The sequence below is a fragment of the Bradyrhizobium sp. URHA0013 genome (assembly GCF_000518345.1).
Lineage (GTDB): Bacteria > Pseudomonadota > Alphaproteobacteria > Rhizobiales > Xanthobacteraceae > Bradyrhizobium.
Genome location: NZ_KI912427.1, coordinates 552047 through 571366 on the forward strand (window position 1 = coordinate 552047; position 19320 = coordinate 571366).

General features: G+C 63.5%; 18 protein-coding genes. 6 read left to right on the forward strand and 12 right to left on the reverse strand.

Going from position 1 to position 19320, the window contains the following annotated elements:
* The first annotated feature begins 28 nt into the window (after positions 1 to 28).
* Entirely contained in the window at positions 29 to 1705 is a 1677-nt protein-coding gene (locus tag N551_RS0131990; RefSeq protein WP_027570389.1) for a mucoidy inhibitor MuiA family protein, read from the forward strand.
* A 190-nt stretch (positions 1706 to 1895) separates the two neighbouring features.
* Here the strand turns inward: N551_RS0131990 and N551_RS0131995 are convergent, their stop codons facing one another.
* The 8 genes from N551_RS0131995 to N551_RS0132030 form a co-directional block, all read right to left on the reverse strand.
* Entirely contained in the window at positions 1896 to 3251 is a 1356-nt protein-coding gene (locus tag N551_RS0131995; RefSeq protein WP_027570390.1) for an esterase-like activity of phytase family protein, read from the reverse strand.
* Between the two features lie 84 nt (positions 3252 to 3335).
* The gene (locus N551_RS0132000) at positions 3336 to 3782 is read right to left on the reverse strand and encodes a DUF6130 family protein (RefSeq protein WP_027570391.1); all 447 of its coding nucleotides are present in this window, start codon (positions 3780 to 3782) and stop codon (positions 3336 to 3338) included.
* A 20-nt stretch (positions 3783 to 3802) separates the two neighbouring features.
* Positions 3803 to 4807, reverse strand: a complete 1005-nt coding sequence (locus N551_RS0132005; RefSeq protein ID WP_027570392.1) for an alpha/beta fold hydrolase — start codon at positions 4805 to 4807, stop codon at positions 3803 to 3805.
* Between the two features lie 61 nt (positions 4808 to 4868).
* A complete protein-coding gene (locus N551_RS0132010; RefSeq protein WP_027570393.1) occupies positions 4869 to 5825 on the reverse strand; it encodes an MBL fold metallo-hydrolase in 957 nt (318 codons plus the stop codon).
* A 133-nt stretch (positions 5826 to 5958) separates the two neighbouring features.
* Entirely contained in the window at positions 5959 to 6855 is an 897-nt protein-coding gene (locus N551_RS0132015) for a carbohydrate ABC transporter permease (protein WP_027519957.1), read from the reverse strand.
* Positions 6848 to 7804 carry a carbohydrate ABC transporter permease gene (locus tag N551_RS0132020; RefSeq protein WP_027570394.1) on the reverse strand — a complete coding sequence of 319 codons (957 nt, stop codon included), beginning with the start codon at positions 7802 to 7804 and terminating at the stop codon, positions 6848 to 6850. Before N551_RS0132020 ends, N551_RS0132015 begins: the two co-directional genes overlap by 8 nt.
* Positions 7805 to 7940: 136 nt before the next feature.
* A complete protein-coding gene (locus N551_RS0132025; protein WP_027570395.1) occupies positions 7941 to 9284 on the reverse strand; it encodes an ABC transporter substrate-binding protein in 1344 nt (447 codons plus the stop codon).
* A gap of 88 nt (positions 9285 to 9372) precedes the next feature.
* Positions 9373 to 10416 carry a C-terminal binding protein gene (locus N551_RS0132030; protein WP_027570396.1) on the reverse strand — a complete coding sequence of 348 codons (1044 nt, stop codon included), beginning with the start codon at positions 10414 to 10416 and terminating at the stop codon, positions 9373 to 9375.
* Between the two features lie 252 nt (positions 10417 to 10668).
* On the opposite strand from N551_RS0132030, the gene N551_RS0132035 reads away from it, so the two are divergent.
* Positions 10669 to 12354, forward strand: a complete 1686-nt coding sequence (locus tag N551_RS0132035) for a methyl-accepting chemotaxis protein (RefSeq protein ID WP_027570397.1) — start codon at positions 10669 to 10671, stop codon at positions 12352 to 12354.
* Positions 12355 to 12510: 156 nt separating this feature from the next.
* Here the strand turns inward: N551_RS0132035 and N551_RS0132040 are convergent, their stop codons facing one another.
* Entirely contained in the window at positions 12511 to 13488 is a 978-nt protein-coding gene (locus N551_RS0132040) for a tripartite tricarboxylate transporter substrate binding protein (protein WP_027570398.1), read from the reverse strand.
* A 97-nt stretch (positions 13489 to 13585) separates the two neighbouring features.
* Positions 13586 to 14521 carry a DMT family transporter gene (locus N551_RS0132045; RefSeq protein ID WP_007614154.1) on the reverse strand — a complete coding sequence of 312 codons (936 nt, stop codon included), beginning with the start codon at positions 14519 to 14521 and terminating at the stop codon, positions 13586 to 13588.
* 104 nt (positions 14522 to 14625) lie between these two features.
* Between N551_RS0132045 and N551_RS0132050 the strand changes: the two genes are divergently transcribed.
* Positions 14626 to 15015 carry a DUF1330 domain-containing protein gene (locus tag N551_RS0132050; protein ID WP_081747974.1) on the forward strand — a complete coding sequence of 130 codons (390 nt, stop codon included), beginning with the start codon at positions 14626 to 14628 and terminating at the stop codon, positions 15013 to 15015.
* Between the two features lie 56 nt (positions 15016 to 15071).
* Here the strand turns inward: N551_RS0132050 and N551_RS0132055 are convergent, their stop codons facing one another.
* The gene (locus N551_RS0132055) at positions 15072 to 15704 is read right to left on the reverse strand and encodes a TetR/AcrR family transcriptional regulator (protein ID WP_027570400.1); all 633 of its coding nucleotides are present in this window, start codon (positions 15702 to 15704) and stop codon (positions 15072 to 15074) included.
* A 73-nt stretch (positions 15705 to 15777) separates the two neighbouring features.
* Between N551_RS0132055 and N551_RS0132060 the strand changes: the two genes are divergently transcribed.
* Both N551_RS0132060 and N551_RS0132065 read left to right on the forward strand, forming a co-directional pair.
* Positions 15778 to 16182 carry a hypothetical protein gene (locus N551_RS0132060; RefSeq protein ID WP_027570401.1) on the forward strand — a complete coding sequence of 135 codons (405 nt, stop codon included), beginning with the start codon at positions 15778 to 15780 and terminating at the stop codon, positions 16180 to 16182.
* An 85-nt stretch (positions 16183 to 16267) separates the two neighbouring features.
* Positions 16268 to 16672: a VOC family protein gene (locus N551_RS0132065; RefSeq protein WP_027570402.1), complete on the forward strand. Its 405-nt coding sequence runs from the start codon at positions 16268 to 16270 to the stop codon at positions 16670 to 16672.
* Between the two features lie 28 nt (positions 16673 to 16700).
* Here the strand turns inward: N551_RS0132065 and N551_RS0132070 are convergent, their stop codons facing one another.
* Positions 16701 to 17633, reverse strand: coding sequence for a DMT family transporter (locus N551_RS0132070; RefSeq protein ID WP_027570403.1), 933 nt, complete (start codon positions 17631 to 17633; stop codon positions 16701 to 16703).
* Between the two features lie 365 nt (positions 17634 to 17998).
* Between N551_RS0132070 and N551_RS0132075 the strand changes: the two genes are divergently transcribed.
* Complete coding sequence (locus tag N551_RS0132075) at positions 17999 to 19291, forward strand: adenylosuccinate synthase (RefSeq protein ID WP_027570404.1); 1293 nt, start codon at positions 17999 to 18001, stop codon at positions 19289 to 19291.
* Positions 19292 to 19320: the final 29 nt, after the last annotated feature.

The following is a 19320-nucleotide window of genomic DNA, read 5'->3' on the forward strand; positions in this document are numbered from 1 at the left end:
GGCGGCGATGACTTGGAGGAGGGACTTGATGCGCATCACCGCAAGATGTTTGGCGACGACTAGCCTGGTTTTGGTGACCACGGCATTCGCGTCGTCGTCATGGGCCGCCGAATTGGGCGCCACGTCGGCCATCGATACCGTCACCGTTTACCCCGATGGCGCGACCGTAACCCGCGTCATCGCGGTGGACCTGCCGTCTGGCGATTCGACGCTCGTTGCCAAGGACTTCCCGCTTGGTCTCGACACCTCCTCGATCCGGGTGGAGGGTGAGGGAGGAGCGAAGCTCACCATCGGCACGATCGATGCGCGAACGCCACGTGCGGCGCCGGTCAATCTGCCGGAGCTGGACAAGCGCATCGAGGCACTGAACGACCAGCGCGCCGACCTGCAAGGCGCGATCGACTCGGCCAATGCGCGGCGCAAATTCGCGGAGCATTTTGCGGAAGCCTCTCCTGCCGGCATCGGCGACAAGGGCGAGGCGCGGCCGATTGCCGAATGGCGCACGGCCTTTGCCACCGTCGGCGAGGAAATTGCCAGCGCCGATACCGCCGTTCGCGACGCCACGCGCAAGATGCGCGAGATCGATCGGCAGATCGCCCAGCTCGAAGTCGAGCGCAAGGCCAAGCCGCCGAGCAAGCTCGAAGTCCGCATGGACATCGCCGCGCCGGCAGCAACCAAGGCGACGTTGAGGGTCACCTACAATGTGCGCAATGCGCGCTGGCTGCCGCTCTACGACGCCCGGCTCGACACCGGCGCGAAGGATCGCAAACCGCAGCTCGAGCTTGTCCGCCGCGCCGAGGTCACGCAATCCACCGGCGAGGACTGGTCCAACGTCGCGCTCGGCGTCTCCACGGTCCGCATCGGCCGCGGCGGCAGCGCGCCGGAGCTGAATTCGCTGGTTGCGCAATATCCGCAGGTGCCGAGGCCGCGGGCGCTGGGCTCAGTTTCGGATTCGGCAATGCCTGCAGCGGCGCCAATGCAGCAGCGAAAGATGGAAACTTCTGCGGCCAAGGCCGCCGACGATATCCGCGAACGCGCCGAAGAACAGCAGGCGGTCGCCGAGATCGGCGACTTCCAGGCCACCTACAAAATCCCCGGCCGCATCAGCCTCGGCGCCGCCGAGGGCGCCAAGAGCCTGCGCATCGCCTCGATGACCGTGGCCGCCGATCTCATGGTGCGCGCGGCACCGGTGATGGACCCCACCGCGTTCCTCGAAGCCAGCTTCAAGCAGACCGACGACACGAGCCTGCTGCCGGGCAAGGTCGCAATCTATCGCGACGGGACTTTCGTCGGCCGCGGCAAGCTCTCGGCTTCGGCCAAGGACGATATCGTGCGACTCGGCTTCGGCGCCGACGACAAGGTCAGGATCGAGCGCGCGGTGCTCAAGCGCAACGAAGGTTCGGCAGGCCTCCTGGTCACGACGTCGAAGACCGACGAGCGATCGTTCAAGACGACGATCCGCAACGGTCACGACTTCCCGATCAAGGTCGCGATCGAGGATCAGTTGCCGGTCAGCGAGAACGAGGACATCCTCGTCGAGATGCTGCCTGCGACCACGCCGCCGACCGCAAGCAACATTCGCGACCGGCGCGGTGTGCTGGAATGGTCGTTCGACTCCAAGCCCGGCGAGGTCAAGGACATCAACTTCGCCTGGCGCGTTCGCTGGCCGAAGGACAAGAGCATGGTGATCGTGCCGGCGGGCTGATGGGCGGCGCCGAAGTGCGATGCCGTCTTAGCTCGCGCTCGCTCACTCCCTGTCATGCCCCGCCTAGTGCGCAGTTGCGCACGGGGGCGGGGCATCCGGTACGCCGCGGCGTCACGATCTAATCGCTGGCGCCGCGGATTACTGGATCGCCCGGTCGAGCCGGGCGATGACCGTGTTGAAAGAGCATAGCTCACTTCGCCTTCAGGAAATCCGCGACATCGAGCAGCATGAACTCGTCGTCGTCGGCCTTGTTGGGATCGCGGCTGGACGAGAACGGCAGATTGTTGTCGTTGCCGACGATGATGTGGGTTTCGTCGACACGATCGACGTTCTCGATGGTGAAGAACGGGAAGGTGTAGACGCCGTCATTGAGCGGCTTCTTCGCCTTCTTGTCGGGATCCCTGATCTTCAGGAGGTCGATGTAGCCGATCTTGCGCACGGGCTTGCCGACATTGCCGTCGCTGAGCTCGATCTTGTAGACGCGCTTGAACTTGGCCACGTCAGGGAAGCAGTTCTCGCCGCGGGTGCCTTGCGGGCAGGCCTTGTCGGGCGTGCCTTCGCCGTTGTCGCGCTCGATGATCAGGCCGGCGCTCGGATCGATCATGTTGAAGTCGCCGATGGCATTGCCGTTCTGCTCGAACACATATTGCCAGTAGCGGCCGGTGAACTTCTCGGCAGTGACGTCGAATTCGAGGATGCGCGAGGCTTCCTTGCCGTCGACCTTCTCCCAGTCCTTCTTGTCGGAGTCCCACAGCGGCCCCTCGAGCAGGCCGTAGAGGAACTTGCCGTCCTTGGAGGAGGCGAAGCCCTCATAACCCTTGGAGCGGCGGAGGTTGACGTTGGTGTAGGTCGCGCCCGGCGCGCCCGGCGTCGCCGCCGCCCAATGATCCGGCGATCGCACCGGTTTGCCGTCAGCGACCGTCTCGAACAGCCCGAGGATCTTGCCGGTCTTGTCGGCCTTCAGGATGTAAGGGCCGAACTCGTCGCCGATCCAGAAGGTGTCGCCGATGATCTGAAAGCCCTCCGTGTCGAAGTCGGAGCCGGTAAGATAACGCCTCTCCGTGTCCTCGTGCACGATGCGGAACGGCACCTTTTTGTCGGGATCGTGCAGGAACACGGTCTCGAGCCGCTCGATCTTGCCGCCGGCCCAATCCATCTTGTAGCGGTTGAGGTACAGCATCGAATCCGGCGAGTTGGCGCGCGCGCCCATGCCGTTGTCGGTGATGACCCAGAAGGTGCCGTCGCTCATCGACTTGATGCCGGAATGGCCTTGCAGCGGCTGGCCCTTGAACGGCAGCGACACGCCGGTCGCCCGCTCATAGGACTTGCCCATCACCGTGCCGAGCGCGTCGACCCGCTTGCCGGTGGTGTATTTGCCGGATGTCTTGAGATCGGCGGGAGCATCAGCCGGTGCGTCGATGAACGCGGCGGCTGGCATTACCACGTGGCCGGCGAGCTTGGCGGGGAATTCGTCTTCGCTCTGCGCGAGCGCGGAGCTCGCGGTAAGAATGATCGTTGCGACGGTGCCAAGAAAAGTCGCGCGCATATGCGTCTCCTGTTAACGGAGGACGTCTTATGCGGACCGCGCATTGCAGTTTTGTGAAACCGGGCCAGGCGCCGCGGCCGACAGTTATTTTTTTAGGCGTGTTGGGATCTCGAAACTGACGCTCTTGCTGTCGATTACGTGATGCGTGGGATCGGCCAGCTCCAGCAGGACCCTGTGGGGGCCGGGCTTCAGTCCGACCACGATCACGGTCTCGCCGCTGGCATCGACAAAATGCCACGGCGCATCGTCGACCGTGATATGGACGTGGCCGATGCGCGGCGATACGTCGAGCGCGCCCTTGCCAAACACCGGCACGACGCGGAGATTCTCCGTGGTGTACTGGATGAAGACGAGACCCTGCGCCAACTGTTCGCCGAGCGGCGGATCGACGATCAGCCGCGCGGGCGCCTCGTTTTCGATCGCGACCAGTGGCGATGGGCCGCGCACATCTCTGGCGGTTTGGGCGACGGCGGCTGCTGCGAACAAGGTGGAGGCCGCCAGAACGGCCACGCAGTCGAGAGCGGCATACATGTCCGTTTCCTTCGGGATGATCAGGCGATCTTGCGGGAGAGGAAGTTGCGAATTAACGGGACCATTTCGTCGAACTTGTCCTCGAGCGCGAAATGGCCGGTGTTCATCAGGTGAAATTCTACCTGGGGCAGGTCGCGTTTGTAGGGATGGGCGCCATCGGCCGGGAAGACGATATCGTTCTTGCCCCAGACGATCAGGGTCGGCGGCTTGTGCTTGCGGAAGTAGGCCTGCACCGCGGGATACAGCGGCAAATTGGTCCGATAGTCGTAGAACAGGTCCATCTGGATTTCGCTGTTGCCAGGACGGTCGAGCAGCGCCTGATCCTGCACCCAGTTGTCGGGTGAAATCCGGCTGACGTCGGACATGCCGTCGGTGTACTGGAATTTCGTCGTTTCCAGCGTTACCAGCTTCATCAATGCCTGCCGACTGGCATCGGATCCGTCGGCCCAGTATTGCTTGATCGGATTCCAGAACTCCTTCAGCCCTTCGTCATAGGCGTTGCCGTTCTGCACGATCAGGCCGCTGATGCGCTCTGGATTTTTGAGCGCCAGGCGCCAGCCGACGGGAGCTCCGTAGTCCATGACGTAGATCGCGTAGCGGGTGACGCCGAGCTGGTCGAGCAGGCCGCCGACAAGCTCGCCGAAACGGTCGAACGTGTACTTGAATGTCGCGCGCGGTGGCATCTCGCTCTGGCCATATCCGGGATAGTCGGGAGCGATCACGTGGTACTTGTCGGCCAGTGCCGGGATCAGGTTGCGGAACATGTGCGAGGAGGTCGGGAAGCCGTGCAGCAACAGCACAACCGGCGCGTCCTTCGGACCAGCCTCGCGATAGAAGATCTTGATCCCGTCGACGGTCTTGGTTCGATGATAGGTGACCGGATAGGCACCGGCGGTGTGTTCGTCGCGCTCCGGCTTCGCGGACGCTGCCGTCGAAGCAACTGCGACAGCCGCTCCGGACAACCCAAGAACGAGACTCCGACGATCGAGGAGCGATGGCTTGCGTGTGGTCTCTGCGGTTTTCATATTAATTTCCTTTCAAAACGATGAGTTCGCCGACGGCCGCGAGGGTTTTTCAAACGCCCTGCTAGACCAGTCTGGTGAAAAAGCCGGGATCGATCACGAATTGCCCCCATATCGCGTCGAACGCCGCTGTCGGCTTCGCCGCAACGGTTTCATCGCGCGTTCGTCCCTGCTTCTTGAGGCGGGCGACGTTGTCGCGGATCCCGACGAGCATGTCGCGAAAGGCCTGGAACTCGGCTTTGTTGCCGACCGGCTTGCCATGCCCGGCGATGACGATCGTGTCCTTGTCCATTGCCGCGAGATTGGCGTCGCATGCAGCGATCATCCCGTCGATGCTGCCGCCGGTCGAATAGTCGATGAACGGATAGATGCCGTTCCAGAACATGTCGGCGACGTGAACGATGTTGGCTTCTGCGAAGGTGACGGAGATGTCGCTGTCGGTGTGCGCGGGCCCGTAATACTTCAGGCCGATGGAGCTTCCGTTGAGCTTAAGCTCGCGGCTGTCGGCAAAGACTTCGCTGGGGATTCCGCCCGCGCCGAGCGGAAGGAAATTGTAGTCCCAGTCTTCGACTCGTTGGACTTCGAGCAGGTGCTTTCGGGTATTTTCCTGTGCAATGATCTTGGCGCCGGCTGCATGCAGCCATTCGTTGCCATCGGCATGATCGAAATGCCAGTGGGTGTTGACGAGATGGGTGACGGGATCGGCGCCGAGATCAGCCAGCGCTTTGGTGAGTTGCGGACGTGAGACGCGGATCCCCGCATCGATCAGCACTTTGCCGTCGGGCCCGGTCAGCACGGCAATGTTGCCGCCGGAGCCTTCCAGCACGGTGATGTTGTTTCGGAGCTTGTGCGTGACAATCGGCGATACTGCAGCGCTGTCCTTGATCAGGCTGACGATGCCTCGCGCCTCTGCGTAGGCTTCCCTAGGGCTAAGCCATCCCGAAGCGGCGGCGGTCGCGGCGCCGACGCAACACAGGCAGAAACCGCGTCGAGATAATGATGGGAGCTTTGGCGAACGCATGCAATTTTCGCTTTCTCGAGCGACAATCGACGGCGCCAATGATCGACCCCGCTGTCAGGATGGAGCGTGGGGCCAAGGCAACATGCGGTCTATCACGATAGCACGATCGGCTGCGCTTGCGCGCAGCCACGAATTACTCCTTTACCGCGCCCGTCAGCGACGACACGTAGTAATCGACGAACAGCGAGTAGAAGATCGCAACCGGCAGCGAGCCGAGCAGAGATCCCGCCATCAGCGCACCCCACTGGTAGACGTCGCCGGTGACGAGCTCGGTCAGGATCGCGACCGGCACCGTCTTGTTGGCGCCGCTCTGGATGAAGGCGAGCGCGTAGATGAACTCGTTCCAGGACAGCGTGAAGGAGAAGATGCCGGCCGAGATCAGGCCGGGCACCGCCAGCGGCAGCGTGATCCGGCGTAGGATCTGGAGCCTAGTGGCGCCGTCCACCAGCGCGCATTCCTCTAGCTCGTAGGGGATCGACTTGAAATAGCCGATCAGGAGCCAGGTGCAGAACGGCACCAGGAAGGTCGGGTAGACCAGGATCAGTGCCAGCGGTGAATCGAACAGGCCGAACTGCACGACCACGGTTGCGAGTGGAATGAACAGGATCGACGGCGGCACGAGATAGGCAAGATAGATGCCGAGGCCGACATAAGGACTGCCGCGGAAGCGCAGGCGCTCGATCGCGTAGGCGGCCAGCGTGCTCGCGATCAGCGACAGCGTGGTCGCGCCGACCGCAACCAGCATCGTCGTCCATAGCCAGCGCGGATAGGCGGTATTGAACAAGAGGTGCTTGATGTGCGCCAGCGTCGGCGAGGAGATCCAGAACGGGTTGTGCTCCTTGTAGTTCATCAGCTCTGCGTTCGGCTTGAACGACGTGATCGCCATCCAGTAGAACGGAAACAGGAGGATCAGCACGAAGCAACCGAGCGGCAGGTAGATCATCATCAGCCGCCGCAGCCCGGAATCCCAGGCCATGGTGTCCGGCGGTGTGGTGGCGACGGCGGCCGGTTGGGCGGTGGTATCAGTCATTGCTCTCTCCTTGCTGCCATTTGCGGCGCGCCAGGCCGAAATAAGAGAACAGCGTTGCGAACACCAGGAACGGGATCATCGACACCGCGATTGCCGCGCCCTCGCCGAGCTCGCCACCGGCAATGCCGCGCTGGAAGGCCAGCGTTGCCAGCAAATGCGTCGAGTTGCCGGGGCCGCCACGGGTGATGGCGTAGACCAGCTGGAAGTCGGTGAAGGTGAAGATGATCGAGAAGGTCATGACGATGGCGAGGATCGGCATCATCATCGGGAAGGTGATGTAGCGGAAGCGCTGCCAGGCGCTGGCGCCATCAAGCATCGCGGCTTCGTAGAGCGAGGGCGAAATGGTCTGCAGGCCCGCCAGCAGCGAGATCGCGACGAAGGGAATGCCGCGCCAGATGTTGGCGGCGATCAGCGAGAAGCGCGCCGGCCAGGGCGAGCCGAGGAAGTCGATATTGGTGGTGCGCCAGTGCAGCACGTCGACCAGAAGGTAGGAGATGATCGAGAATTGCGGATCGTAGATCCACCAGAACGCCAGCGCCGAGAGCACCGTCGGCACGATCCAGGGCATCAGGATGATCGCACGCAACAGGCTCTTGAATGGGAAATGGTTGTTGAGCAGCAGTGCCAGCCAGAAGCCCAGCGCAAACTTCCCGAAGGTCGCGATCCCCGTGTAGACCACGCTGTAGAACACCGCGTTCCACCACAAGGAATCGGTGAGCAGATACTGGAAGTTCTCGAAGCCGACGAAGACGCCTTTTCTGCCGATCGTGGTGTCGGTGAAGGCGAGCCAGATGCCAAGGCCCAGTGGATAGGTCAGGAACACCGTGAGCAGGCCGATCGCGGGTGCGAGGCACATCACGATCAGGAACGGCTTGTAGTCGAACAGGCGCACCAGCCAGGAGGGCTGCCGTCGTGCGAGGGCGAGAGTGGGAAGTGTGGTCACGGACATCGGGTCGTTGTCCTGTCTGTGAAAGTCTCCATGCCCGTCATTGCGAGGAGCGAAGCGACGAAGCAATCCAGGCCGTAACCGCGGAGACAGGCTGGATTGCTTCGCTTCGCTCGCAATGACGCGCTTCTGTTCAACGTTACTTCTGCCGTCGGAAGTACCGCTTGCAGCGCTGCTCGGCTTCCGCGGCCGCGGCTTCCGGTGTGGCAGCGCCGGTTGCGACGGACGCGAACATCTGGATCAGCACGTAGTCGGCGCTCACGGCGCCGGTCGCGGTCGAGATCGGGCCCGCGTAGCCGTCGTAATAGGTGCTGTTCATCGTGTCCTTGAACAGCTTCACCTTGGGGTCCTGCGACCACACGGCGGCCTCGGCATAGGCGGCCAGCGGCTGGGACCAGTAGCCGGAATTGGCGTTGAGCCAAGGCTCGTACTGGTCCTTTTCCAGCATGTATTGCAGGAAAGCCTTTGCGGCGTTGGGATACTGACTGTGCTTGAACACCATGGCGTTCAGCGTCAGGCCCGCCATCGGCGAGACCTTGGCCAAGCCCTTCGGCAGCAACTGATGCTCGCTGTCGTCGGCGATCGCCTTGGTCGCCGGATCGTTCTTCAGCGAGAAATACAGCGAGACGCCGTTGGCGGTCAGCGCGATCTCCTGCGCCGCGTAGGCGCGGTTGTTGCTGACGTCATTCCAGGACGTCGTGCCGGCGATGAAGGTCGGGTAGAGCTGCTTGACCCAGTTCAGCGCGGCGATCGTCTCCTTGCTGTTGATGATGACGTTGCCCTCTTCGTCGAGCAGGGCTGCGTTGTGCGACCATAGCGCCCAGCTTGCGAACCCGTTGCCGTCCCCCTTGGCATTGCCGAGGGCGAAGCCCGCCGGCTTGCCGGCCTTCTGGAGCTTCTGGCACAGGTCGAGGATTCCGGCATGGTCTTCCGGCACCTTGTCGAAGCCGACCGATTGCAGGATCGACTTGCGGTAGATCAGGGGACCCGCAGTGGCTCCGAACGGCAGCCCGATCCAAATGGGGCTCTTGTTCTTCTTGCCGTAGCGCTGCGCCAGCGGCAGCCAGCCGCCGTACCGTTTGCCGAGATAATCGGCGACGTCGGTCAGCTCGACCAGCTTGTCGACATAGATGTGCGGTGCGTCGGAGAATCCGATGATGATGTCCGGACCGGCGCCGGAATTCGAGGTCACCGCGGTCTGCTGGTTGATGTCCTCCCAGCCGACGAAGTCGACCTTGACCTCGACGCCCGTTTCCTTGGTGAATTTTGCTGCATTGGCGCGGAACACATCCTCGTCGGCCTGGACGAAACGTACCGGTCGCAGCATGCGCAGGGATGCGCCTTTCTCGATCGGCAGCTTCGGTGTGGGGACGTCCGCGGCCTTGATCGCGGATTGGGCATTCGCCGGAGCACCGGTTGCCGCGATTGCCGCAGCGGACAGGCCCAGCGCCAAGGCATCACGACGTGTGATGTCGTTCCTCATCGGTTCCTCCCTATGTGTTTCCCTTCCCGGCGTTGATCGCCGGTGAAGGGTCTTTCCGGTTGCCGGCGCGCCTTCGCGGCCGTCCCGCCTAGCTGTTCGGGCCGCGGTCCATGCTGACAGGCTGCCAGCGGCGGAGCGCGGTGTCTTGCAGCACCGACGGATTGACGCAGCTTACCGGCCACATGCCCTGAAGCACCAGTGACAATTCGTAGCCCACCCGGCGCTTGCGCGCCTCGTCAAACCGTGCCGAGGCGGAGGCGACATGGGCGGTCAGAGTGACGTTTTCCATGCCGAGCAGCGGATTGTTGTGCGAGGGCGGCTCCTTCTCCAGCACGTCGAGGGCGGCATGGGCGATCCAGCCCTCCTGAAGCGCCTTGATCAGGCTTTCCTCGTCCACGGTGGCGCCGCGGCCTGTGTTGATGAAGACCGAGCCCTTCTTCATCTGCCGGAAGTGCTTCTCGGTGAGCATGTGATGCACCTCGGGCCGGGCGGGGGCGTGCATCGAGAGGAAGTCGGATTGCGACAACACCTCGTTCAGCGTCGCCGGAATCACGCCGTGGTCGGACATCAGCGTTTCCTGGATGAAGGGATCGTAGGCCATCATCCGCAGGCCGAACGGAGCTGCGCGTTTCGCAACTGCACGCGCGACGCGGCCGAACGAGATGAAGCCGAGCGTCTGGCCCATCAGCCGCGGAATCTTCGACAACGCCGGCCGGCCCTCGGCCCAGCGGCCGCTGCGCACCATCCGGTCCTGCTCGACCAGCCGGCGGAAGCCCGAGAGCAGCAGCATCATAGCGTGGTCGGCGACCTCCTCGATGAAGGTGTCGGGGATGTTGGTGACGGGAATGCCGCGCGCGGTTGCGGCCTTGATGTCGACGCTATCGACGCCGACCGAGCCGAGCGTAATGACCTTGCAGCTCTCCAGCGCGTCGATGATGGTCTTGGTGATCGGGATCCCCTTCGCGTAGATGGCGTCCGCTGTCTTCGCGGCGGCGATGAACCCGGCCTCATCGGCCGGCGCCTCGACGATCTCGGCGTCGATCGGATCGAGCGCCTCGCGCTCGTAGGAATAATCGCTGCTCGCGACCGTGAAGCTCGCGCCCTTCGGCGTCACGATCCTGTATTTCGGCATGTCCTGCTCCCGATTTGGTTTCTTGTTGTGACCCGGCCTTCGCGCGGGCCTTTGCGTCTTTTACGCGAAATCGGGGACGTCGCGTACAATTCCAGGTTGTCGTTGAGGCGATTTATACGACTGGTCCGACGTCTTCTCCGGGCTTTTACGGGGCGCCCCGTAACAGCTTGCTAAGGGGTCACCCCCTAAAAGTTAATTTGATTTCGATCGATTCACTCGCGCGTCCTTATCCCTTTGTTGCCGGAGCATCCCGTGAAATTGAGCAATATGAAGATCGCCCCCAAGCTCGGCATCCTTGTCGGCGTCACCTTGTTCGGCTTGTGCATTTCCGGGGTCCTCTCCGGATACCTGATGAAGCAGGAGATGGTGAACGCGCGCATCGAGCAGGCCAAGGCCATCGTCGACATGGGCCGCAACTATGCGGTGGCGCTGAAGAAGCGGGTGGATGCGGGCGAGATGACGAAGGACGCCGCGATGGCTGATCTTCGTCGCTACGGCAACGCGATGACCTATGACAAAGGCGCCGGTTATCTCTTCGGAACGTCCTATGACGGTATCACGCAGCTGGCGCCAGATCCGAAGCAGATCGGCAGCAACCGCATGGAAGTTCTGACCAATGGCCGCAAATTGTCTTGGGAGCTGATGAACGGCGCGAAGGCCAACGGTTCGATCCTTTTGACCTATGAATACGCGAAACCGGGCCAGGAAGGCTTGATCCGGAAGATGGGCTACGCGGTGGCCGTCCCCGAACTCGAGATGTATCTCGGCACCGGCGCCTATCTCGACGACATCGACGCAAAGATGGGCCCGGTCTACTGGCTGCTCGGTCTCGCCATGTTCGGCATCGTCATCGTCGCCGGCAGCGTCGCCTGGCTGCTCGGCCGCAGCATCAGCGGTCCGCTGGTTCTGCTCGGCGCCCGCATGAAGGATCTCGCCGAGGGCAAGCTCGAGGGTGACATTCCCGGCGTCGGCCGTGGCGACGAGGTCGGCGCGATGGCGTCGACCGTCCAGATCTTCAAGGACAACGCACTGCGCATTCGCGACCTCGAGAAGACCGAAGCCGATGCGAAGGATCGTGTCGCGGCGGAACGTCGCAGCGCGATGGAGGGCATCGCCAGCGATTTCGAACGCAGCGTCAACGGCATCGTCCGCTCGGTCTCCTCGGCCGCGACGGGCATGCAAGCCACTGCGCAATCGATGACCGCGACCGCCAGCGACGCCTCTTCGCGTGCGGCGACCGTCGGCGCGGCGTCGCAGAGAGCGTCTGGCAATGTCGGCACGGTTGCCGCCGCTGCCGAAGAGCTGTCGAGCTCGGTTGCGGAAATCTCGCGCCAGGTCACCCGCTCGACCGAAGTGGCGAGCCGCGCCGTCAACGACGCCGAGCGTACCAATGCCACGGTGCAGGAACTCTCCACCGGCGCCGAGAAGATCGGCGAGGTGGTCAAGCTGATCCACTCGATCGCGGCACAGACCAACCTGCTGGCGCTGAACGCCACCATCGAGGCGGCGCGCGCCGGTGAATCCGGCCGCGGCTTCGCCGTCGTCGCTTCCGAAGTCAAGGCGCTCGCCAACCAGACCGCCAAGGCCACCGAGGAAATCTCCGCCCAGGTCGCGGCGATGCAGACCTCGACCAGCGATGCGGTCGCCGCCATCGGCGGTATCACCCAGACCATCGCGGAGATGAGCCAGATCACGGCGGGCATTTCCGCCTCGATCGAGCAGCAGGGCGAGGCGACCCGCGAGATCGCCCGCAACATTCAGTCGGTCGCGGCCGGATCGAACGAGATCAACGCCAATATCGGCAGCGTCACCTCGGCCGCGGAAGCGACCGGCACGGCGGCAAGCGACGTGCTCACCAACGCCCGCGAGCTCGACAGCCAGTCCGGCGCGCTGCGCAGCGCAGTCGACGGCTTCCTCGCCAAGGTGCGCGCGGCGTAAGGCTTCACACCAGAGCGACGCCACCTATTCCATCGTCATGCCCGGGCTTGTCCCGGGCATCCACGTTCTTGGATACCGGACGCTTTGATAGACGTGGATGGCCGGGACAAGCCCGGCCATGACGGAGAATGCGGAGGGCGCGGCTTTCGCGCGCCTCTACTGCTTCTCGATCCCAGCCTCTCGGATCAGCTTTTCCCACAACACGAGCTGTTCGTTCACGAACGTGCCGAGCTGCTCCGGCGTGCCTGAAAACGCGTCCATGCCGAGAGTGGCGAGCTGCGCCTTGATCTCCGGCTTCTCGACGATCTTCCGGATCTCGGCATTGAGCCGCGTCACGATCTCCTTGGGCATGCCGGCGGGGCCGAAATAGCCCTGCCACGACGAGATGTCGAAGTCCGGCACGCCGGCCTCCTGCATCGAGGGCAGGTTCGGCACCAGTGACGAGCGGTCCTTTGTCGTGACGGCGAGCGCGCGTAGCGCATTGCCCTGGACATGCGGCAGGCCGGTCAGGATGTCCACGAACATCATCGAGACGCGGCCGCCCATGACGTCGTTGAGCGCCGGCGGCGAGCTCTTGTAGGGCACGTGCAGGAGGTCGAGCCCGGCATTGTGCGCGAACGTCGCGCCAGAGACGATCGCCGAGGACGAGCCCGAGGCATAGCTCAGCTTGCCCGGATTGGCCTTGCCGTAGGCGATGAGCTCGCCGACGGTCTTGGCCGGCACCTCCGGGTGGATCACCAGCATGAAGGGCAGGTCGCCGGTGCGCGCGATCGGGGTGAAGTCCTTGACCGGATCATAGGTCAGGCTCTTGAGCAGATAGGGATTGGCCGAATGCGTCGTGTTGGTGGTCACCAGCAGCGTGTAGCCGTCGGGCGCGGCGCGCGCGACATAGGTCGCGGCAATCATGCCGTTGGCGCCCGCCTTGTTCTCGATGACGATGCCGACGCCGAGTGCCTGCGACAAATGCTGCGAGATCAGCCGTGTCGTGGTGTCGGTGCCGCTGCCGGCCGCGAACGGCAGCACCAACGTGATGTTGCGGCTCGGATAATTGTCGGCCTGCGCAGCGGACGCAGCGGCGAGACAAAGGACGGCCGTGCCGATGGCACGCAGGTTTCGGATCAACGCTGAAAGCATGTCGGTTCGTTCCCTCTTTTTTCGTTGGCGCGGAACCTAGCGTCTCCTCGTTGAAATCGGAAGGCGCGAGTTTGTCGCCTCGTCTCGCGGTGCGGAATTACTTCACCGCAGAGCCCTGGCGCGAGGCGATCACGACGCCGGCGAGCACCAGCAGGTAGCCGATCAGGTGGAATGGCTGGATCTTTTCGCCGAGCAGCAGGATCGCCATCGCCGAGCCGAACACCGGCACCAGATGGAAGAACGGCGCGGCGCGGTTCGGGCCGATCAGCGCCACGCCCCGGTTGAAGAACAGATAGGCCAACGTCGAGGGAAAGATCAGGATGTAGCCCAGCGTCGCCAGCGTCACCCCGTCGAGTTGCAGGACGCGGCCACTCCAGGCCTCCCAGATCGCGGTCGGCAGCAGCATCGTCGCGCCGCAGCAGGTGGTGAAGGAGAGAAAGGAGAGTTGGTGGATCTTCGGTCGCCGCGGGATGAAGGCAGAGTAGATCCCGAACGCCACCAGCGAGGAGGCGAACATGATGTCGCCCCTGTTGAAGCTGATGCTCGCGAGCGCGGCGAGATCGCCGCGCAGAATGATGATCAGCACCCCGAGAAGCGAGATCCCGATGCCGGCGAGCTGCGCACCGGTCAGCCGCACGCCGAACAGCACCAGCGACCACAGCGCCACGAACAGCGGTCCGGCTGACTGGATCAGCAGCGCGTTCAGCGCTTCCGTGTACTGCATCGCCCAGTATGAGATCGCGTTGTTGAAGGCAAAGCCCACCAGCGACAGGAACAGCATCAGCGGCAGGCTCTTGCGCAGATTCGGCCAGTCGCGCTTCAGGTGCGGCCAGGCGAACGGCAGCAGGATCAGGAACACGCCGAACCAGCGGATCGTGGTCACCGTCAGCGGCGGCACATGCGCGCCAACGTGGCGCGCGAGCACGATGTTGCCGGCCCAGAACAGCGAGCTCAGGCTGAGCAGCAGATAAGGCTGGTTGTTGAGCCAACTGGCCGGATTGGAGGCCGGTGGCGCGGGCGAGGCGATCGTCATTGGCGTTGGTACAAGCTTGCGCCGGATTTACGTCGTGACACAAGTCACGCGGCCGCAATGCTACAATGCAGGCGTGACCAGAGGAGGCGGCATTGGCGGTTAATATGTTGAACATCGACGGCCTGGAGCGGCTCGATCGGCATGCACCGGTGGTGATGCTGAACCTGATGCGCTTCCACGCGCGCTCGGGCGACGGCGACGGTTCCGGCTGGGACGCCTATCTGCGCTACAGTGCGGTCACAGTGCCGATGATCAAGGCGCGCGGCGGCACGCTGCTCTGGACCGGCGACGCCAAGGCGGTCGCGCTCGGCCCGCAGCAGGGTAACAACTGGGATTTCGCGGCGCTGGTCTATTATCCCACCGTCACGGCCTTCATCGCCATGATGACATCGGAGGCCTACGAGACGGAGGCTGATCCGCATCGCGTCAACGCCTGCGCCGAGCACGTCATCATTGCGATGAACGAAGCGTACAGCAAGTTTGAAGTGAAGTAGGCGCATGCTCTTTCCCTCTCCCGCAAGGGGAGAAGGAAGAAGGCGTCGCGATGCTCTTACTTCTTCCGCTCCCGCTTGTCGCCCTCATCCAGTGCGTCTACAGCCGCGTGACACGCCGTCTGCAGCAAGCGACAGACCTCCTCCGTCGATCGCTGCCGACTCAGCGCTGCAAAAGTCGGGTAACTCGTCAGCACGAAGATCAGATCGACGGTGTCCCGCATGGCGCGCTTTGCTGCGTGCTTGCCGACGATCCGCGACAGCAGCGCGGTCAGCAGTTCCCGGCGGCGCTCGTTACGCTCGATCAGCGCCTCGCCGAATTCCGGATCGGTCGCGATCGCCTGGTTGAGCCCGCCGATGGCGGGATCGCGCCCCCAGAAGGTACAGAAGATTTCGATGACGCGGTCGAGCGCGGCGCGCGGATCCGCCATTGTCATGACCTCGGCCAGTTCGAACAGTCCGCCCTGGTGCGCGATGTCGTCGAACACGGCCTCCAGCAATCCCCGCCGCGATCCGAACTGGTTGTAGACGGTCAACCGCGTGACGCCGGCCGCCTTCGCGACGACGTCGAGCGAGAAGCTCGAAATGCTCGCGTCCTTGCGCAATAGCCGTGCGCCGGCGGCGATGATGCGCTCGCGCGTCGCCGCGGCCGCGGAAGCCCGCGCGGAGCTCACATAATTGCGCTTCGGCATTGCCTTGCCATTCTGTTGACGTATTGATTATACATATAGTATATTCAATTTAGAAGTCGGTTCGGAGCTTGCCATGCAAATTGCCCTCGTGATTGCCCTGTCGATTCATGTGTTGTCGTCCGTGTTCTGGGCGGGATCAAGCTTTGCGCTGGCCCGCATCGGCGGAGTTGGCGGTGAGCAACTGGTCTTTCCACAACTCGGCGCGGCGACGATTGCCATCCTGACCGGCGGCTATCTCGGGCATCTCGTTCATTCCCACAGCTTCGGCAAGACCGAGCAGGTGCTCGCGGTCGGTGCTGTCTGCGCACTGCTCGCGGCCGGTATTCAGGCTGTCATCGGTCCCCGCGCGCTCGTGGCCCTGCGTCGTGGCACCGGCGAGCCGGAGGACCTCCGTGCACGTATCGCCGCCGTCCAACGTGCGGCGGCGGGCCTGCTGGGTATCGCCGCGCTCTGCATGGGCGCCGCGCGCTACATTTGAATGCAGTTCAGGAGGAGTATCGAGAGCTCTCTGTTTCCAATGTCAGACCCTGGCGCGGCTTCCAGCCGCTTTCGAAGGAAAAGCAATGTCCAAGATGATTCTGATCAACCTGCCTGTGCGCGACCTCGCCGCATCGACAGCATTCTACGTAGCGCTGGGTGGCGTGGTGAATCCTCAATTCTCTGGAGCAATTTCGACCTCGCTCATGTTCACGGACGCGATCGGCGTGATGCTGCTGACCCACGACCAGTATCGTGAATTCACCCAACGCGAGATCGGTGACGCGCGGCGCCACAGCCAGGCCATGTTCGCTCTGACGCTCGACGAGCGCGATGCCGTCGATGCAACGCTGGCCCGCGCGGTGGCTGCGGGCGGTCGCGCCGATCCCAATCCGGCGCAGGATCTCGGCTTCATGTACAACCGACACATTGAAGACCCGGATGGCTATGTTTGGGAGATGGTGTGGATGAACCCGTCGGCAAACGCTTGATCGCAGCCGATCGAACCGGGCCCCAAGCCTAGCTCGCCTGCTTCCGTGACGCCACGAACACGCCGGCCAGCACCAGCGCGAAGCCGATGAAGTGGAACGCCTGGGGGTGCTCGCCCAGAAACGCCATCGCCATGATCGAGCCGAACACCGGCACGACATGGAAGAACGGCGCGGCGCGGTTGGCGCCGATCAGCCGGACACCGCGATTGAAGCAGAGATAGGCGAGCGTCGAGGGGAACACCGCGACATAGAACAGGGTCAGGAGGTTCGGCCCGTCGAGCTTCATCACGGGACGCACGGACAACTCCCAGATCTCCAGCGGAATGAGACAGGCAGCACCGCAGCCGAACGTGAAGGCGAGGAACGACAGGCCGTGCATCGGCGGCCGCTTCAAGGTCAGCACCGAATAGAGCGCGAAGATGATCAGCGCGACGACGAAGATGAGGTCGCCCTTGTTGAAATCGATGTTCGACAGCGTGGTGAAATCGCCATGCAGCAGGATGATCAGCACGCCGCACATCGACAGCAGCACGCCGAAGGCCTGCGCTGCGGTGAGGCGCACGCCGAGGATGGCGAGCGACCACAGCGCCACGACGAGCGGCGCGGCGGATTGCAAGAGGAGAGTGTTGAGCGCCTGCGTATGCTCGAGCGCCCAATATTGCAGCGTGTTGAAGGCGCCGATGCCGGTGATCGAGAGCGTGACCATCAGGCCGAGCTTGCCGCGGATCGCGGGCCAGTCCTGCGCCAGGTGTTTCCAGGCGAACGGCAGCACCAGCAGGAAGGCGAAGAACCAGCGCAAGAACGACAGCGTCACCGGCGGGATGTGACCGGCGGCGAGCCGTCCGACGATGGCATTGCCGGCCCAGCACATCGCGGTGATGCTGAGCAGCAGATAAGGCTGGTTGGCGATCCAGTTCTGGCCGGACGTGGCGGCGCCGGTGGTCTCGTCGGTGGCGGACATTGGATTGTTGTGGCCCCGCGTCATGCGCCAAGCCTCCAGCCCGGCGGCACCCGGGCCGGTTCGGACCCGGCCCGTTCAAAGACACGGAAATCGAGGTTGCATCAACGGGGGGCGGATGCATCGCGACCATGCAGCGGCGGAAGCAGCCTCTCACGCTTTGGTCGAAGCATTGCACCGGTCGCGAAGGTTTCTGGATTTTCAGGGGATATCAAAGGCTTGGAGTACGCTCGCGGCCTCGAAAAAGTCCCGTTCTTGCTTGCCTAGAGAGGCTGCATCCTTTATCCGGTTGGCTGCCTCGCGTTCGAGCGGCCCCGGCCGTGATTGGGCTGGGCGCATCTAACAGATTGCATAGGGATTACCCGCGAATGGCCAATGTTGTCGTCGTCGGCGCCCAGTGGGGCGACGAAGGAAAGGGCAAGATCGTCGACTGGTTGTCGGAGCAGGCGGACATCGTCGTCCGTTTCCAGGGCGGCCATAACGCCGGCCACACGCTGGTGATCAACGGCAAGACCTACAAGCTGGCGCTGCTGCCCTCGGGCGTGCTGCGCGAGCAGAAGCTGTCGGTGATCGGCAACGGCGTGGTGTTCGATCCCACCGCCTTCCTCGACGAGGTCACCAAGCTGCGTGCACAGGGCGTCGCCATCAGCCCGGAAAACTTGCGGGTCGCCGAGAACGTCACCCTGATCCTGCCGCTGCATCGCGAACTCGACGCGCATCGCGAATCTGCCAACGCGGCAACCGCGATCGGCACCACTCGCCGCGGCATCGGCCCGGCCTACGAGGACAAGGTCGGCCGCCGCGCCATCCGCCTGATGGACCTTGCCGATCTCGATACGCTGCCGCACAAGATCGACCGGCTGCTGGCGCATCACAATGCATTGCGCCGCGGATTGGGCCTGCCGGAGTTCGACGGCAAGGAGATCCTGAAGGAATTGACCGCGCTGGCGCCGCAGCTCTTGCCCTATGCCGAGACGGTGTGGCGGCTGCTCGACATCAAGCGGCGCGAGGGCAAGCGCATGCTGTTCGAGGGCGCGCAAGGCGCGCTGCTCGACGTCGATCACGGCACGTACCCTTACGTCACCTCGTCCAACACGGTGGCGGCGCAGGCCGCGACCGGTTCGGGCCTCGGCCCCGCCGCGGTCGGCTATGTGCTCGGCCTCTGCAAAGCCTATACGACCCGCGTCGGCCAGGGCCCGTTCCCGACCGAGCAGGACAACGAGACCGGCCGCAAGATCGGCGAGCGCGGCCGCGAGTTTGGCACCAATACCGGACGGCCCCGCCGCTGCGGCTGGTTCGATGCGGTTCTGGTTCGCCAGGCGGTCCGGACCTGCGGCATCAACGGTCTGGCGCTGACCAAGCTCGACATTCTCGACGGCTTCGACACGATCGAGGTCTGCACCGGCTACAAGCTCGACGGCAAGGAGATCGATCATTTCCCGGCGGGCGAGGGCGCCCAGGCCCGGGTCGAGCCGATCTACGAGACCATCGAAGGCTGGAAGGAGCCGACCGCCAATGCGCGGTCCTGGGCCCAGCTGCCGGCCCAGGCGATCAAATATGTCCGCCGGATCGAGGAATTGGTGGGGTGCCCGGTCGCACTGCTTTCCACCAGCCCCGAACGCGAGGATACTATCCTGGTACAAAATCCGTTTGAGGCTTAACGATCTCTTACCGGGACGCGCGTATAATT

What these genes read in the sequence shown, in the direction of transcription:
- N551_RS0132045 (WP_007614154.1), bottom strand. Translation starts at nt 14,521, where the DNA reads ATGACGATCGCCTCGCCCGCGCCACCGGCCTCCAATCCGGCCAGTTGG.
- N551_RS0132055 (WP_027570400.1), bottom strand. Translation starts at nt 15,704, where the DNA reads ATGCCGAAGCGCAATTATGTGAGCTCCGCGCGGGCTTCCGCGGCCGCG.
- N551_RS0132030 (WP_027570396.1), bottom strand. Translation starts at nt 10,416, where the DNA reads ATGCCGAAATACAGGATCGTGACGCCGAAGGGCGCGAGCTTCACGGTC.
- N551_RS0132060 (WP_027570401.1), top strand. Translation starts at nt 15,778, where the DNA reads ATGCAAATTGCCCTCGTGATTGCCCTGTCGATTCATGTGTTGTCGTCC.
- N551_RS0132070 (WP_027570403.1), bottom strand. Translation starts at nt 17,633, where the DNA reads ATGTCCGCCACCGACGAGACCACCGGCGCCGCCACGTCCGGCCAGAAC.
- N551_RS0132005 (WP_027570392.1), bottom strand. Translation starts at nt 4,807, where the DNA reads ATGAAAACCGCAGAGACCACACGCAAGCCATCGCTCCTCGATCGTCGG.
- N551_RS0132020 (WP_027570394.1), bottom strand. Translation starts at nt 7,804, where the DNA reads ATGTCCGTGACCACACTTCCCACTCTCGCCCTCGCACGACGGCAGCCC.
- N551_RS0132050 (WP_081747974.1), top strand. Translation starts at nt 14,626, where the DNA reads ATGTTGAACATCGACGGCCTGGAGCGGCTCGATCGGCATGCACCGGTG.
- N551_RS0132065 (WP_027570402.1), top strand. Translation starts at nt 16,268, where the DNA reads ATGTCCAAGATGATTCTGATCAACCTGCCTGTGCGCGACCTCGCCGCA.
- N551_RS0132000 (WP_027570391.1), bottom strand. Translation starts at nt 3,782, where the DNA reads ATGTATGCCGCTCTCGACTGCGTGGCCGTTCTGGCGGCCTCCACCTTG.
- N551_RS0131990 (WP_027570389.1), top strand. Translation starts at nt 29, where the DNA reads ATGCGCATCACCGCAAGATGTTTGGCGACGACTAGCCTGGTTTTGGTG.
- N551_RS0132010 (WP_027570393.1), bottom strand. Translation starts at nt 5,825, where the DNA reads ATGCGTTCGCCAAAGCTCCCATCATTATCTCGACGCGGTTTCTGCCTG.
- N551_RS0132025 (WP_027570395.1), bottom strand. Translation starts at nt 9,284, where the DNA reads ATGAGGAACGACATCACACGTCGTGATGCCTTGGCGCTGGGCCTGTCC.
- N551_RS0131995 (WP_027570390.1), bottom strand. Translation starts at nt 3,251, where the DNA reads ATGCGCGCGACTTTTCTTGGCACCGTCGCAACGATCATTCTTACCGCG.
- N551_RS0132040 (WP_027570398.1), bottom strand. Translation starts at nt 13,488, where the DNA reads ATGCTTTCAGCGTTGATCCGAAACCTGCGTGCCATCGGCACGGCCGTC.
- N551_RS0132015 (WP_027519957.1), bottom strand. Translation starts at nt 6,855, where the DNA reads ATGACTGATACCACCGCCCAACCGGCCGCCGTCGCCACCACACCGCCG.
- N551_RS0132075 (WP_027570404.1), top strand. Translation starts at nt 17,999, where the DNA reads ATGGCCAATGTTGTCGTCGTCGGCGCCCAGTGGGGCGACGAAGGAAAG.